The sequence below is a fragment of the Hydrogenimonas cancrithermarum genome (genome assembly GCF_030296055.1).
Classification (GTDB): domain Bacteria; phylum Campylobacterota; class Campylobacteria; order Campylobacterales; family Hydrogenimonadaceae; genus Hydrogenimonas; species Hydrogenimonas cancrithermarum.
This window is the reverse complement of the sequence record NZ_AP027370.1, coordinates 1,098,977-1,113,810: the sequence shown is the minus strand read 5'-3', so window position 1 is coordinate 1,113,810 and position 14,834 is coordinate 1,098,977. Positions and strand designations below refer to the sequence as shown.

General features: G+C 49.3%; 20 protein-coding genes. All 20 read left to right on the top strand.

The window, feature by feature from the left end:
* Positions 1–14: 14 nt before the first annotated feature.
* The 20 genes from ccoN (at position 15) to QUD54_RS05615 (ending at position 14,798) form a co-directional block, all read left to right on the top strand.
* The gene (ccoN, locus tag QUD54_RS05710; RefSeq protein ID WP_286335982.1) at positions 15–1,478 is read left to right on the top strand and encodes a cytochrome-c oxidase, cbb3-type subunit I; all 1,464 of its coding nucleotides are present in this window, start codon (positions 15–17) and stop codon (positions 1,476–1,478) included.
* A gap of 12 nt (positions 1,479–1,490) precedes the next feature.
* Complete coding sequence (ccoO, locus tag QUD54_RS05705; protein WP_286335981.1) at positions 1,491–2,156, top strand: cytochrome-c oxidase, cbb3-type subunit II; 666 nt, start codon at positions 1,491–1,493, stop codon at positions 2,154–2,156.
* A gap of 8 nt (positions 2,157–2,164) precedes the next feature.
* Positions 2,165–2,389: a cytochrome c oxidase, cbb3-type, CcoQ subunit gene (locus QUD54_RS05700; RefSeq protein ID WP_286335980.1), complete on the top strand. Its 225-nt coding sequence runs from the start codon at positions 2,165–2,167 to the stop codon at positions 2,387–2,389.
* Positions 2,386–3,204: a cbb3-type cytochrome c oxidase N-terminal domain-containing protein gene (locus tag QUD54_RS05695; protein WP_286335979.1), complete on the top strand. Its 819-nt coding sequence runs from the start codon at positions 2,386–2,388 to the stop codon at positions 3,202–3,204. The genes QUD54_RS05700 and QUD54_RS05695 overlap by 4 nt, the downstream gene beginning before the upstream one ends.
* A 7-nt stretch (positions 3,205–3,211) precedes the next feature.
* Positions 3,212–3,475 carry a DUF4006 family protein gene (locus tag QUD54_RS05690; protein WP_286335978.1) on the top strand — a complete coding sequence of 88 codons (264 nt, stop codon included), beginning with the start codon at positions 3,212–3,214 and terminating at the stop codon, positions 3,473–3,475.
* Positions 3,476–3,485: 10 nt separating this feature from the next.
* Positions 3,486–4,943 (top strand): cytochrome c oxidase accessory protein CcoG, encoded by a 1,458-nt coding sequence (gene ccoG, locus QUD54_RS05685; protein ID WP_286337986.1) that lies wholly within the window; start codon positions 3,486–3,488, stop codon positions 4,941–4,943.
* 135 nt (positions 4,944–5,078) lie between these two features.
* The gene (locus QUD54_RS05680; protein ID WP_286337985.1) at positions 5,079–5,672 is read left to right on the top strand and encodes a hypothetical protein; all 594 of its coding nucleotides are present in this window, start codon (positions 5,079–5,081) and stop codon (positions 5,670–5,672) included.
* A 46-nt stretch (positions 5,673–5,718) separates the two neighbouring features.
* Positions 5,719–6,159 (top strand): FixH family protein, encoded by a 441-nt coding sequence (locus QUD54_RS05675; RefSeq protein WP_286337984.1) that lies wholly within the window; start codon positions 5,719–5,721, stop codon positions 6,157–6,159.
* A gap of 124 nt (positions 6,160–6,283) precedes the next feature.
* Positions 6,284–6,709: a 50S ribosomal protein L13 gene (rplM, locus tag QUD54_RS05670; protein ID WP_286337983.1), complete on the top strand. Its 426-nt coding sequence runs from the start codon at positions 6,284–6,286 to the stop codon at positions 6,707–6,709.
* A gap of 1 nt (position 6,710) precedes the next feature.
* Positions 6,711–7,100, top strand: a complete 390-nt coding sequence (gene rpsI / locus QUD54_RS05665) for a 30S ribosomal protein S9 (RefSeq protein WP_286337982.1) — start codon at positions 6,711–6,713, stop codon at positions 7,098–7,100.
* A 37-nt stretch (positions 7,101–7,137) separates the two neighbouring features.
* Positions 7,138–7,545: a rhodanese-like domain-containing protein gene (locus QUD54_RS05660; protein ID WP_286337981.1), complete on the top strand. Its 408-nt coding sequence runs from the start codon at positions 7,138–7,140 to the stop codon at positions 7,543–7,545.
* On the top strand, positions 7,542–9,041 hold the full coding sequence (locus tag QUD54_RS05655; RefSeq protein ID WP_286337980.1) for a peptide-binding protein: 1,500 nt from the start codon (positions 7,542–7,544) through the stop codon (positions 9,039–9,041). Before QUD54_RS05660 ends, QUD54_RS05655 begins: the two co-directional genes overlap by 4 nt.
* A complete protein-coding gene (locus QUD54_RS05650) occupies positions 9,038–9,685 on the top strand; it encodes an HAD family hydrolase (RefSeq protein WP_286337979.1) in 648 nt (215 codons plus the stop codon). The genes QUD54_RS05655 and QUD54_RS05650 overlap by 4 nt, the downstream gene beginning before the upstream one ends.
* 90 nt (positions 9,686–9,775) lie before the next feature.
* Positions 9,776–10,333, top strand: a complete 558-nt coding sequence (locus QUD54_RS05645) for a pyruvate flavodoxin oxidoreductase subunit gamma (protein ID WP_286337978.1) — start codon at positions 9,776–9,778, stop codon at positions 10,331–10,333.
* A 10-nt stretch (positions 10,334–10,343) separates the two neighbouring features.
* Complete coding sequence (locus tag QUD54_RS05640) at positions 10,344–10,730, top strand: 4Fe-4S dicluster-binding protein (RefSeq protein WP_286337977.1); 387 nt, start codon at positions 10,344–10,346, stop codon at positions 10,728–10,730.
* A gap of 12 nt (positions 10,731–10,742) precedes the next feature.
* The gene (locus QUD54_RS05635; protein WP_286337976.1) at positions 10,743–11,963 is read left to right on the top strand and encodes a 2-oxoacid:ferredoxin oxidoreductase subunit alpha; all 1,221 of its coding nucleotides are present in this window, start codon (positions 10,743–10,745) and stop codon (positions 11,961–11,963) included.
* 12 nt (positions 11,964–11,975) lie between these two features.
* On the top strand, positions 11,976–12,938 hold the full coding sequence (locus QUD54_RS05630) for a thiamine pyrophosphate-dependent enzyme (protein WP_286337975.1): 963 nt from the start codon (positions 11,976–11,978) through the stop codon (positions 12,936–12,938).
* Positions 12,939–13,153: 215 nt separating this feature from the next.
* Positions 13,154–13,669, top strand: coding sequence for an S-ribosylhomocysteine lyase (luxS, locus tag QUD54_RS05625; RefSeq protein ID WP_286337974.1), 516 nt, complete (start codon positions 13,154–13,156; stop codon positions 13,667–13,669).
* On the top strand, positions 13,663–13,965 hold the full coding sequence (locus QUD54_RS05620; RefSeq protein ID WP_286337973.1) for a hypothetical protein: 303 nt from the start codon (positions 13,663–13,665) through the stop codon (positions 13,963–13,965). Before luxS ends, QUD54_RS05620 begins: the two co-directional genes overlap by 7 nt.
* 83 nt (positions 13,966–14,048) lie before the next feature.
* The gene (locus QUD54_RS05615) at positions 14,049–14,798 is read left to right on the top strand and encodes a tRNA (5-methylaminomethyl-2-thiouridine)(34)-methyltransferase MnmD (protein WP_286337972.1); all 750 of its coding nucleotides are present in this window, start codon (positions 14,049–14,051) and stop codon (positions 14,796–14,798) included.
* Positions 14,799–14,834 lie beyond the last annotated feature (36 nt).

Sequence of the window (14,834 nt, the reverse complement as noted above, 5' to 3'; positions counted from 1 at the left end):
CAAAGGAGGTTTGCATGCAAAATGCAGCGTTGGAATACGACTATACCGTCGCGAAATGGTTCACTTATCTGGCCATTACTTTCGGTATTGTCGGTATGACAATTGGTACGTATATCGCGTTTGAACTGGCGTTCCCTGAACTGAACAATCTGTTCGGCCAGTATGGAACATTCAGCCGTCTTCGACCGATCCATACGAATGTGGTGGCGTTCGGCTTTACGCTGAGCGGTATTTTCGCGACTTTCTACTATGTAGCACAGCGTGTTCTGAAAGTTTCCATCGCCGAATCGAAATTCGTTCATGGCGTCGGAAAACTTCATTTCTGGCTCTACCTCGCGCTCGCTGCATGGATGGTCGTTTCCGAGCTTCTCGGATTTACGACATCCAAAGAGTATGCCGAAATGGAGTGGCCTCTTGACCTGTTGACCGTCGTAGTCTGGGTTCTTTGGGGTACTGCGATGTTCGGTCTCATCGGTATGCGACGTGAGAAAACACTTTACATTTCCATGTGGTACTACATTGCGACATTCCTCGGTGTTGCCATGCTCTATCTCTTCAACAACATGGAAGTCCCGACCTATTTCGTGACAGGTATGGGTAGCTGGATGCACTCCGTTTCCATGTACTCCGGTACCAATGATGCACTCGTTCAGTGGTGGTATGGACACAATGCGGTCGCATTCGTCTTTACCGTGCCGATCATCGCGATCATCTACTACTTCCTTCCGAAAGAGTCCGGTCAGCCTGTCTTCTCTTACAAGCTTTCACTGCTCTCTTTCTGGGGATTGATGTTCGTCTATCTGTGGGCTGGTGGACACCACTTGATCTATTCGACAGTGCCTGACTGGATGCAGACAATGGGATCTATTTTCTCGGTTATTCTAATCCTGCCTTCATGGGGTTCTGCGATCAACATGCTTCTTACGATGAAGGGTGAATGGAACCAGTTGAAAGAGTCTCCGCTTATCAAGTTCATGGTCCTTGCTTCGACATTCTATATGCTTTCGACACTCGAAGGTCCGATTCAGGCGATCAAGTCGGTCAATGCACTCGCACACTTCACTGACTGGATTCCGGGACACGTTCATGACGGTACACTCGGTTGGGTTGCATTTATGATTATCGCCGCATCACTCCATATGGCTCCGCGTTTCTACAAGCGTGAGATTTATAGTAAAAAACTGATGGAGATGCAGTTCTGGATTCAAACGACAGGTATCGTTCTCTACTTCTCCAGTATGTGGATTGCTGGTATTACGCAAGGTATGATGTGGCGAGCGGTCGACCAATATGGAAACCTGGCATATTCATTTATCGATACGGTCACCGTACTGCATCCGTACTATACGATTCGTGCAATCGGCGGCCTGCTGTTTGTTGTGGGTCTCTTTATGTGGGCTTACAACTTCGTTAAAACAATGCAAAGCGACAAAGTGCTTGAAAAAGAGCCTGCATTTGCATCGCCTATGGGCGCATAAGAGGAGGGTAGAATGTTTCATTGGCTAGAAAAAAGACCGTTTTTCTTTTCGGTAGTTCTGTTCCTCGTCATCGCGTTCGCTGGACTTATCGAGATCGTGCCTGATTTTGCACAGGCTTCCCGTCCAGTGGCAGGTAAACAACCCTATACACTGCTTCAGCTTGCAGGGCGCCATGTCTATATCAAAGACAGCTGTAATGCATGTCATTCACAGCTCATCCGTCCATTCAAGTCTGAAACCGACCGTTACGGTCCGTACAGCCTAAGTGGGGAGTATGCGTATGATCGACCGTTCCTGTGGGGCTCAAAACGTACAGGTCCGGACCTTCACCGTGTTGGCGAGTATCGTACGACTGATTGGCACGAGAACCACATGTGGGAACCGACATCTGTCGTTCCTGGTTCCATCATGCCAGCATATAAACATATGTTTCATCAAAATGTCGATCTTGAGACGGCTTATGCGGAAGCATTGACGGTCAAGAAAGTTTTCAACGTCCCTTATGACAAGCCGGGCCATACTAAACTCGGGACATGGGAAGAGGCGAAAAAAGAGGCGCTCGAAGAGGCGAAAAAGGTTGCTGACGACATGAAAAATCAGGATGTCAAAGATGCGGTAGCACGTGGTGAAATTCCTGAAATCGTTGCATTGATCGCATATCTGAACAGCCTTCATTAAGGATCGGCATGGAAAATATTAGAGAATTGCAGGCATTTGGATACTTTTTCTTCACCGTCTTTTTGGTGGTGGTTCTTTACGCCTATATCCTGCATCTCTACCGTGCCGAAAAAAAAGGCACGAGAAATTATGAGAAATATGGGAATCTGGCGCTGGACGATGAACTCGACAGTAAGCCAGTTGAACCCAATGAGAATTCTGATGAGATGAATGAAAACAAGGAGCAAAAATGAACTGGTTAAGCGATAATGTCAATCAGCTCGCCCTGATCGGTGCAGCCGTTATCCTCATCCTGACTATTTACGTCGCTGGTAAATATATCAAACAGATGAAGACGGAGAAGTCGACGGGTGAGCTTGCCGAAGAGAATTGGGATGGCATTGGTGAATACAAGAACGAACTCCCTGCTGGATGGGCCTATACGTTTCTTGGTACGATCATTTGGGGCATGTGGTATATGATTGCAGGATATCCTGTCGACGGATATTCCCAGATCGGTGAATACAATCAAGAGGTCGCTGCACATACACAAAGATTCGAAAGCAAATGGGCCAGCGCGGACAGCCAGACTCTTCAGGAGATGGGTGAAGGTGTTTACCTCGTTCAGTGTGCACCGTGTCATGGTATTGCCGGTGATGGTATGGGTGGCAAAGCGGCAGACTTGACTGTGTGGGGATCCGCTGCAGGAGTTCTTGAGACGATCAAAAACGGATCGAAAGGTCTTGGATATCCTATGGGGGAAATGCCAGCCGGTATGCTTAGTGGTGACGCGGCTCAGAAAGTTGCAGAGTATGTCGCCAATGGCATGAAAGGCGAGCAGCCTGCCGAGTTCGCGACATGCGCAGGATGTCATGGAGCGGACGGAAAAGGTATGGGCGGTATGGCACCGGATTTGTCCAAATACGGAACCCCTGACTTTGTCGCGGATGTACTCAACCGTGGTAAAAAAGGTTTTATCGGTACGATGGTCAGTTTCAAAGGCCGATTGACACCGATTCAAGAAAAAGCTGTCGGTACCTATATCCTCAGCCTTTCACGTGGCGAATAAGGAGTAAATGATGGAAAAACAAGGAAGCCCATTCGGAATTCACGGAATTACCGGATTTTTGATTGCGACGGGAATATTGCTTTCAACGCTTGCGGGATTGACCTATGCTGCAATCGCTACACAGCAGGCAACGGCGCAGCAGTCGTATGAGATCGTTGATCCTCTCGGTATTAAAATGGTTGGACCTAACCTCGAGAACGAGACGCATGTCATTATCCACGGTAATCCGGTGGGTGGAGATACCCTCCACAAATATAAATTCGAGAAGTAAGGCATAGGCAATGACGGGAGCGGTGGGTGCAAAAAAGAGAAACAGAGCCAAAGAGTACCTGAAGAACTGGGTACCGTACCGAATAAAGCGGTACTGGCTCTTCGGTATCGTAACGATCGTTGCACTCGTGCTGCCGTTCATCAAGATCAACGGCAACCACTTTTTCCTGCTGAACTTCGACCACAAGCAGCTCCATTTTCTGTTCGTGCGCTTCGATATGCAGGAGCTCTACCTGATGCCGTTTCTGTTGATGTTGCTGTTTTTGGGGATCTTTTTCATGACGACGCTCGGAGGACGCGTCTGGTGCGGATGGGCGTGCCCGCAGACGATTTTCCGCGTCATCTACCGTGACCTGTTCGAGACGAAACTGCTGCACCTGCGTAAACGTATCACGAACAAACAGCAAGAGCCCGACTGGTCCAAACCGGAGAACAAGGCGAAAGAGGCGATCGCGATCGGGTTGTGGTCCGTGCTGGCCCTCATTGCGGCCGCGGACTTCGTCTGGTACTTCGTTCCGCCGGAGGATTTTTTCCAGTATATCCAGAACCCCGGTGAGCACCCCGTGCTCATCGGCTTCTGGATCGGTATCGCGCTGTTTCTGATCGTCGATGTGGTGTGGCTTAAAGAGAATTTCTGTGTCTATATCTGCCCCTACAGCAGGGTGCAGTCGGTCATGTACGACGACGATACGATCATGGCGATCTACAATGTGCACCGCGGAGGGCATATCTACGACCATGAGGGGCAGGATGCGAAAAAGCTGGTTCACAACGTCAAAGAGCTGCATGAAAGAGAGCCCGAGGCGGAGTGTACGGCTTGTGAAAGCTGCGTGAAGGTCTGCCCGACCCATATCGATATCCGCCAGGGGATGCAGCTTGAATGTATCAACTGCCTCGAATGTGTCGACGCCTGTACCAAAGTGATGGGCGCACTGGGTAAACCGAGCCTCGTGGTGTGGAGTTCCCCGAGAGAGATCGAACAGGGTGAAAAGACCCACTACATACGGCCGCGGACGATCGCGTACGCCGTGGCCCTGACGATCGTCTTCGTCGCGCTGCTGGTGATGGGGACCAAAAAAGAGCATATGCTGCTCAATATCAACAAGACGGCACAACTCTACCGGTTCACCCATGACGGAAGGATCGTCAACGACTATACGTTCCTCTTCCAGAATACGGATAGCAAAGAGCACACGTACTACTTCGAAGTGGAGGGACACCCGGAGATCAAGATCGTCAAGCCGAGTAAGCCGTTCAAACTGGCGGCAGGCAAGAAAGCGAAAAAGATCGTACAGCTGGAGGCGACCAAGCCGCTGGCGAAAGATACGCGAAAAGATACGCCGATTCCGATCACGATCAAAGCCTATGCGGTGGACGATCCCGAAAAGATCGTCGTCGAACGCCATACAGTCTTCGTCTATCCCCGTTGGGACATCGCGCAAAAACATTTGAAAAAACAAGGAGAATAGAATGATTCAGATTATGGATAAAGTACTTTCATGGGGTCTGGTTGTAACAGCGGTTTTCACATTGTGGGCCGTATTGACTGCAAACCACGCCTTTGTAGGATGATGTTGAAGCATTTCATGCGGAAAGGGGCATGTGTGCCCCTTCTCCTAATTTTACTCTCTCTAGGTTCCTCTCTTTTTGCAAGAACTACATTTAGCCCGATCATCGCCAATGACGCTATTATGCCGGATAAAGAGATTGAAAAATTGAATGAAATGGGTAGAGAACTCTATCAAAAGGCCCATGTACCGGTCTTTGTGGCTGCCGTCGACGATTTGAATCGGACCAAACCCATCGATTTGATCGAAAGGATCGAGCGGGAATATCCGACCTACATTCTTCTTTACTTTTCGAAGCATCCGACAAGTGTGAATATCTTTTCTAGCGATGATGCCAAAAAACTTGCCGATTTCGATCAGATCTTGAGTCCTTTGCCATGGCTAGGTACGATCAAGCCAGTGATGAGTCCCGCATTCAGTAAAAATGAAGCGGTAAAACTCGAGGTAGCAATTTTTAACGGTTACGCAGATATCGTCGATCAGGTTGCCAAAGCAAAAGGCGTAAAGCTTAGTTCAAGTATAGGAAGTGGAAGTAAGGATAGTTTTTTGATCGTACGTTGGATCTTCTATGGCATACTTGCATTTATTTTTTTGCGGTATATCTATTACAAGAGGAAACAGCGTGGGTAACACTGGAAAAAACGAATTCAATTTTTGGCCTTATGCCATCGTTAGTATGATTCTTACGGTCGTGATGCTTGGCATCTGGACGATCAAGGTGGCTGTCAACAATCCGGTGCAGGAAGACAACAGCTACATGATGAAGTATCAGGACGTCGACGAAAAGATCAACGAGATCCTGGCGAGTCAGAAAATGTTCGATGAAAAGTATCGCATCGATTTGAGCGGCAATACGCTCAAACTCGGTGAAAATCGTATCGAGATCCGTGTTGTGGACAAAAATGGCAATCCTGTAGAAGGTGCCGAGGTCATTGCCATCGTTACCCGGCCGACAACATCCAAGGATGACATTCGGTTGAATGAATTCGAATGGACGGGAGAGAAGTTTCTCAGCGAACCATTCGAACTGAAGCGCGGCGGACGCTGGAACATAGAGGTCAAAGTCACGATCGAGGGAACGAATGGTTTCAAAACTTACAAAACCTTCGTCAAATAAGCGTTTGACGGAGCCCCCCTTCCTGGTAAAAACCTTATAGAACACTGAAATTAAGCAATAATTAAACAAACTTACCCTACAATCCCTTCGTTCAAATCTTTTTAAAGGTCAAGCTACCATGAAAATGACAAAGATGGTAAACAACGCTCAAGTAGAGCGTGACTGGATCGTTATCGATGCAGAAGGAAAAACATTCGGACGACTGGTTACGGAAATCGCAACCTATCTTCGCGGAAAACACAAACCATATTTTACTCCCCACGTCGATTGCGGCGATCACGTCATCGTGATCAATGCGTCGAAAGTGAAGTTCAGCGGAGCCAACAAGCTCGAAGACAAGCAGTACCACCGACACAGCGGATATTTCGGCAGCGTCAAGAGCGAAAAACTGGGTGAACTCGTTCATAAAAACCCGGAAAAACTTTTCAAACTTGCAACGCGTGGAATGCTTCCTAAGACAAAACTCGGACGCGCGATGCTGAAAAAACTTCGCGTCTATGCAGGCAGCGAGCATCCTCACACAGCGCAAGTAAAAGCAAAGGAAAACTAAGATGGCAAATGTTTATGCAACCGGAAAACGTAAATCGTCTGTCGCGAAGGTTTGGCTGAAACCTGGCAGCGGCAAGATGACAATCAACGGCATGGGCCTCGACGAATGGCTTGGCGGTCACGAAGCGATCAAACGCAAAGTCATGCAGCCTCTTCTTCTGACAAAGCAGGAAACGAGCGTCGATATCGTCGCTCAGACACTCGGCGGCGGATACTCTGCACAGGCAGATGCGCTGAAGCACGGTATCTCAAAAGCGCTGGTCGCATTTGACGAAGAGTTCAGAAAAATTCTGAAACCACACGGACTTCTTACACGTGATTCACGTGTTGTCGAGCGTAAAAAATATGGTAAACATAAAGCGCGCCGAAGTCCTCAGTTCTCCAAACGTTAATCTTTTTCCCGGGAGCCATCCCGGGGGAGCCTCAACCATGAAAAAACTCATTGCACTGATTCTTCTTTTACCTGCTTTGCTTTTTGCAGAAGTCAAAAATCTCAATATATCATCATTCGAAAAGTTGAAACAAAACGGTATTCCTGTTATCGACATCCGTACCCCTCAGGAGTGGAAAGAGACAGGAATTATCGACAAAAGTCATACCGTCATGTTTTTCAGGCCCAATGGAAGCTATGACGTGAAAGATTTTTTGAACAGGCTTCACGCTTTGGGTATCGACAAAGAGAAGCCGTTTATTCTCGTCTGCCGTTCCGCGAGCCGCACCAGAATGGTGGGTAACTTTCTCTCCGAGAAGCTTGGCTATCGAAATGTCTACCATCTAAGCGGGGGTATTCTCAACTGGAAACGACATGGTAAGCCCTTGAAGCCCTATCTTCAATGATTCGGATCGTTTTTCTTTTTTTATTCCCATTTTCTCTTTTCGCCTCGACGCTCCACCTATCGCTCGGAGCCAATCCGAGCCGAATCAATCCGCTACTCGCTACGGACAGTGCGAGCGGCGAAATCACCAACTGGATCTTCAACGGCCTCGTCAAGTTCGACAAAGATGACAACATCGTCGGGGATTTGGCCGAGTCGTTCCAATTTAAAGACGATACTCACCTTCTTTTTTATCTCAGAAAAAACGTGCTTTGGCATGACGGCCATCCATTTACGTCGGAAGATGTCGTTTTCACCTATACCCTTTCGCAATCTCCGAAACTCTTTACCCCCTACAGCAGTGAATTTCGCTACGTCGAATCGGTCCGCGCCATCGACCGGTATACAGTCGAAGTCAGCTACAAGGCACCCTACTACAAAGCGCTATCGATCTGGATGCTCGGTATTGTGCCAAAGCATCTGTGGAAAGCGGTAGACGATCCGATGACATCGAAGCTCAACCGTCATCCTGTCGGAACGGGTCCCTACATGCTCGAAAGTATCTCCAACTCCGGGGATGTCATTTTGAAAGCGAATCCCAATTATTTCGAACACACTCCGAACATCGAGACGATTCATTACCATTTTATTCCGGACCCGACGACGCAGTTTATGACGCTCAAAGCGCATAAACTGGATGTTGGAGCGCTCACACCGCTTCAGATCGAAAAGCAGATCGACCAAATCTTCAACGACTACTACCGTATCGTACGTTTGCCGGGGCATGGATATACCTACCTGGGATTCAATCTGAACAACGAAAAGTTCAAAGACCCGCGTGTCAGAAAAGCGGTCGATCTGGCCATCGACAAAGAGGAGATGATACGCATTCTTTTCTTCTCTTACGGACAGATATGCAACGGTCCCTTTATGCCGGGTACGTTTGCCTATCCGGAGCATCCCCGACGAAGCGTTTATGATCCGAAAAAGGCGATAGCTTTGCTGAAAGAGGCTGGGTATGACATGCACCATCCTCTCGAATTTACGATATCGACCAACGCGAACAACAGCACACGCCTCTATGCGGCACAGATCATTCAATATCAACTGGGAAAGGTCGGGATACGGGTCAAGATCAGGGCGATGGAGTGGCAGGCCTTTTTGAATACGGTTGTGACGCCCCGCCGCTTTGAGACGATTCTTCTGGGATGGAGTCTTGGGCTCATTCCCGATGCTTATGCGTTGTGGCACTCCGAATCCGACAAGCTGGGCGGTTTCAATCTCGTCGGATATCGTAACGAAGAGGTGGATCACCTTATCAAAAAAGCCGAGAAGATAACCGACATGGCAGAAGTCGGCAGGCTTTATCGCAAGATCTTTCGAATCATTGCCGAAGAGAAACCGTACATATTTCTCTATATCCCGGATTCGATCACCGTCGTCAACCGGAAGATCGCACCGATCGAACCCTCCATTATCGGCATAATGCACAATCAAATCGACTGGATAAAACCATGACCACCATACTTTTCGATCTCGATGGGACGCTGATCGATTCGACGGAAGCGATTCTGGAGAGTTTTTCAGTCGCCTACGATACTTTTTCGCAAAACACGCCGGAAGCGGATGAGATCAAGGCCCTGATTGGATATCCGCTCGACGTGATGTTTGTTCGTCTTGGCGTGGATTCCGCGAAGGTCGATGCGTTTGTGCAGGCCTATAAAATGCATTATCGAAAGATCAGCCGGCAAAAGACCGTACTGCTTCCGGGTGCGAAGGAAGCTGTCGAACGGGCTTCCGGGTTTGCGCGACTCGGGGTCGTGACGACGAAAACCGGCCGCTACTCCAGAGAACTTCTCGAGCACATGGGCTTGATGCACCACTTCGAAGTCTTGATCGGAAGAGAGGATGTAACACATCCAAAGCCACATCCCGAGCCGATCCATAAAGCGTTGGCATCTATGGAGGCGTCTCCCGCAAACACGTGGATGATCGGCGATACGCTTCTGGATGTCCATGCTGCCCATGCAGCCGGTGTGACGCCTTACGCACTGACATGTGGCTACGGAAGCGAAGAGGAGCTGTCGGATGCGTGCGAACACGTGGCCAAAGACGTGAAAACCGCTATCGAAAACATCGCGATGAAAAAAAGCTTGCTTTAAGAGCGGCTTGATTACAATTAGGCTACCTTACAAGTTTAATAATAAGCGCAAAAGAGCCATTTGGTTTTTGCGTTTTGAAAGGGAGAATCGATGTTGGAAATTCGCTGGCACTCTCGTGCAGGGCAGGGTGCGGTTACTGGCGCCAAAGGTTTGGCGGATGTCGTCTCGCGAACCGGAAAGTATGTGCAGGCATTTGCATTTTACGGATCGGCGAAGCGCGGTGCGGCGATGACAGCCTACAACCGTGTTGATGACGAAGAGATTTTGAATCATGAAAAATTCATGCATCCGGATTATGTACTGGTTATCGACCCGGCTCTTACCTATACGGCCGACATTACGGCGCATGAAAAAGATACGACGAAATATATCATTACGACACACTTGAGCAAAGAGGAGTTGATCGAGAGTCAACCCAAACTCAAAGGCAAAGAGGTTTACGTTGTCGACTGTATGCAGATTTCTCTCGATACAATCGGCCGGGCCATTCCGAATACGCCGATGTTGGGAGCGTTGATGAAAGTCTCCGGAATGTTCGATCTGGACTATTTCTTGAATGCGATGAAGTCGGTTCTTGCAAAGTTCCCGCAAAAGATCATTGACGCCAACATGGCTGCGATCGAACGTGCGTACAATTCAGTAAAGTAAGGGAGAGACGATGAAATATCTTGGATGGGATGAACTGCTCCCGGGAGCGATTCTCTTTTCGTTCGATGAAGAGCTGGAGAAGGATGCGGCGGAGATTTTACCTGAAGAGCGACCTTATGCGGAAACCAACTCACATGAAGCGTATGTCGGAGATTGGCGGGTTCTGAAGCCTGTCTACAATCGCGACCTGTGCATCGACTGCCAGTTTTGTTGGATCTATTGCCCCGATATTTCGATCATTTCACGAGACAAAAAGATGATCGGTGTCGATTACGACCACTGCAAAGGGTGTGGCATCTGCGTGGAAGTCTGCCCGACCAACCCGAAATCGCTTCTGATGTTCGAAGAGCGCGTCGATAACGACGAAGCTCTTGCACAGTGGCCCGAGAAAGAGTAAGAGGAGAGTTTGATGGCTGAAAAAATGGAATTGAATGAAGTAGAGGTTTGGGACGGTAACATGGCCGCGAGCCAGGCGTTGCGCCAGGCACAAATCGATGTCGTCGCGGCGTACCCGATCACCCCGTCTACTCCGATCGTACAAAACTATGGTTCGTTTTTGGCGAACGGATATATCGATGGCGAATTCGTCATGGTGGAGTCGGAACATGCCGCAATGAGCGGATGTGTCGGTGCAGCGGCAGCCGGCGGCCGCGTCGCGACGGCGACGAGTTCGCAGGGTTTCGCACTGATGACGGAAGTTCTCTATCAGGCGAGTGGTATGCGTCTGCCGATCGTGCTAACGGTCGTCAACCGCGCACTTGCAGCCCCACTGAATGTCAACGGTGACCATTCGGATATGTATCTCGGACGCGACAGCGGATGGATTCAACTGGATGCCTACAATTCACAGCAGGCGTACGACTTGACGTTGATGGCGTTCAGGATCGGTGAAGATCATGCCGTTCGTCTTCCCGTGATGGTCCATCAGGATGGGTTTATCACGTCGCATACCGCAGAGAACGTCCGGCCTCTCAGCGACGATGAAGCGTATGAATTCGTCGGCGAATACAAGCCGATGAACGCGATGCTCGATCTGGCGAAACCGGTTACCTACGGTGTACAGACGGAAGAGGATTGGCATTTCGAACACAAAGCGCGTCAGCATGCGGACTTGATGACCAAAGTCTTTGGAAAAGTCGAAGAGACGTTTGACGCGTTCGAAAAGAAAACGGGACGCAGATACAATATCGTCGAAGAGTATCTGATGGATGATGCGGAAGTGGCGATCGTCGCACTCGGTACGACAGTCGAAACGGCCGTCATGGTCGCGAAGATGATGCGCGAAGAGGGTGTCAAGGCTGGTGTCGTTTCTCCTCGTCTGATTCGTCCATGGCCACATGAGCAGATCAAAAAAGCGCTTGGAAAAGTCAAGGCGATCGCCTGCCTCGATCGCAGTAGTCCAAACGGTGCACTCGGAATGCTCTACAACGAAGTTGCGGCATCACTCTATCAAAGCGATAACCATCCGGTTATTTCGAACTATATTTATGGTCTTGGCGGACGTGACTTTACGATCGATCACGCCAAAGAGATCTATAACGAGCTGGATGCCAATGCCAAAGAGGGCAAATTGACGACACCATTGCAGCAGTTTGTAGGCCTTCGCGGTCCAAAACTGTCGTTTTATTAAGAGGAGTGCACGATGAGTGAAATGAAAAAGATAAAAAACCTTAAAGAGTTCTCGACCTCTGCCGACCGATTCGAGGGTGCGAACCTTTTGTGCCCGGGATGTGCACACTCGATTATCGTTCGAGAAGTTCTGAATGCAACCAATGACCCGCTGATCCTTGCCGCTTCGACCGGATGTCTTGAAGTCTGTACCGCCGTTTACCCCTACACATCATGGGACGCGTCATGGATTCATATCGGTTTTGAAAACGGTTCTACGGCCGTTGCCGGTGCCGAAGCGATGTATCAGGCGCTGAAAAGAAAAGGGAAACTGCCGGCTTCATGCGAAGGCAAAACCCCGAAATTCGTTGCATTCGGCGGTGATGGCGCTACGTATGACATCGGGTTCCAGTGGATCTCCGGCTGTTTCGAGCGTGGGCATGACATGATGTATGTTTGTCTCGACAATGAAGTTTACGCCAATACTGGCGGGCAGAGAAGCTCATCGACGCCTATCGGTGCAAGCACGACGACTTCTCCTGCTGGACGCGTCAGTTATGGTGAGAAGAAAAATAAAAAAGATATGGTTCAGATCATGGCTGCGCATGGGGCTCCATATGTTGCACAGGTCGCTCCAAACAAGTGGAAAGACATGGTTAAAAAGATCCAGAAAGGTTTGGCGACCGAAGGTCCTGTCTACATCAATGCCATGAGTGCTTGTACGACCGAGTGGAAGTTTGCACCGGACGATACGATCGCGATCTCCGATCTCGCGACAGATTCGCTCGTTTTCCCCCTTTACGAGATCGAAAACGGTACGAAACTGACAATCACCTACCGGCCGAAGAACAAAGTTCCGGTCCGTGACTACCTCGGCGCACAGGGACGCTTCAAGCATCTTTTCAAACCGGAGTACGAGTATCTGATCGACGAGTGGCAAAAGCGAGTCGATGATTACTGGGAGTATCTCCAAAGACGCGAAGAGGCGGGTGTTTAACAGCCATTTTCGTTTTATGCCCAAGGAGCCAAGCTCCTTGGGATAGATCGATGTAGAGTTCGTTCGAGGAGCAGGTCTACACACAATTAAACCGTTGGATATCATCAAGACACCAGGTCATCTTTCGTAAACCCTTCGACTTCTTTATAACTTTTTCCTTTCAATTTTTTCCTAACCCTTTTTGATGTACACTGCAAAGAAAAAAGGTCTATACCATGCCGCTACTCGAGAGCTTTACCGTCGATCACACGATTATGCCGGCACCTGCCGTACGCAAAGCGAAAACGATGAAGACACCGTGCGGTGATACCATCACCGTTTTCGATCTGCGATTCTGCCGTCCCAACAAAGAGATGATGAGCGAAAAAGGGATTCACACGCTCGAGCATCTTTTTGCCGGTTTCATGCGTGACCACTTGAACAGCGAAGATGTCGAGATCATCGATATCTCTCCGATGGGGTGCCGTACGGGCTTTTATATGAGTCTCATCGGCGAGCCGGAGGAGATACGTGTCGCCAAAGCGTGGGAGGCGGCGATGCGAGATGTGCTGAACGTGCAGAGTATGGCGGATATCCCGGAGCTTAACATCTACCAGTGTGGGAGCTGTAAAATGCACTCTCTCGACGAAGCCAAAGCGATTGCCAAAGGGGTACTCGATCGAGGCATCGGCATCATGCACAACGAAGAGCTGAAACTCGACCCCGAAAAACTGAAAGGAGCGACATGCTGATCGAACTGCCGCTTGACAGCAAAGATCCCGAAAACGCGAAACTCGTCGCGATGGAGAGTGCTGCGGTGTGGGGGCTCATTACATTCGACGAAGGAGAGGTGAAAAAGATCGACTTCTACGATACGCGGGAGGAGATCGACGATTTCGTCGACTATGCCATCGTTGCCAAGCAGGGCGAGCCGATCTGGCCAATGGTCGAGGAGAATATTTTCGTACTCGTCGCCAGAGAGGGAGCGGACCTCGATGAAGTGATGGAAGGGTTCAAGTTCAAAGAGCTTCATGAAGCGAGTTATTGACGATATGCCGATGCCGAAATTCTCCCAGAGAGATCATGTGAAGACAAACCACACTTGCTTTAATTTTCGGGTGCAGGATATTTATGGCTAAACAGTTGATTGAAACCGAAGACGGCAGTTATACCTGTCGCTCGGAACGGTTCGACGAGTGCTATCACTCGACGCGTGACGGGGCGCTGCAGGAGTCGCTCAAAAAGCATATCGAGCCAGCTTTTTCTCTGATCGATACTTCCAAAAAAGAGCTGACGATTCTCGATATCTGCTTCGGGTTGGGGTACAATACATTGACGACGCTCTATTACGCCCGGCAACACGATCTTCGCTGTAAACTTCGTATCGTCTCACCGGAATTCGACGAAGCGCTGGTGCATTCGCTTGTCGATTTTCCCTATCCCGAGGCGCTGCAGCCATTCAAACGGGTGGTCGACGCGATTGCGGCACACGGATACTACGATGACGAGAAAGTCCGTGTGGATGTCGTCTTCGGCGATGCCCGAGATTTTCTAAAAACGACCGATCTGAAATTCGACATCGCCTACCAGGATGCGTTCAGCCCCAAAAAAAACCCGCTGCTTTGGACCAAAGAGTATTTTGCCGACCTTGTGAAGCATCTAAAGAAGGATGCTGTCGTTACGACCTATTCGTCGGCGACACCGGTTCGCATGGGAATGGTCGAAAATGGGCTTTACGTTTACGAACCCCCAAAAACGGGTGTGCGAAGTGGAACGATCGCATCACCTTCTTCGAAACTTCCTCTCGATTCCATCGACATGCAACTCAAAAAAGAGCGCAATCCAAACGCCGCCTCGCTGCGAGACAAAGATTTTAAATAAATCTTAAAATATGGTATAATGCTCAATAAAGCTTAT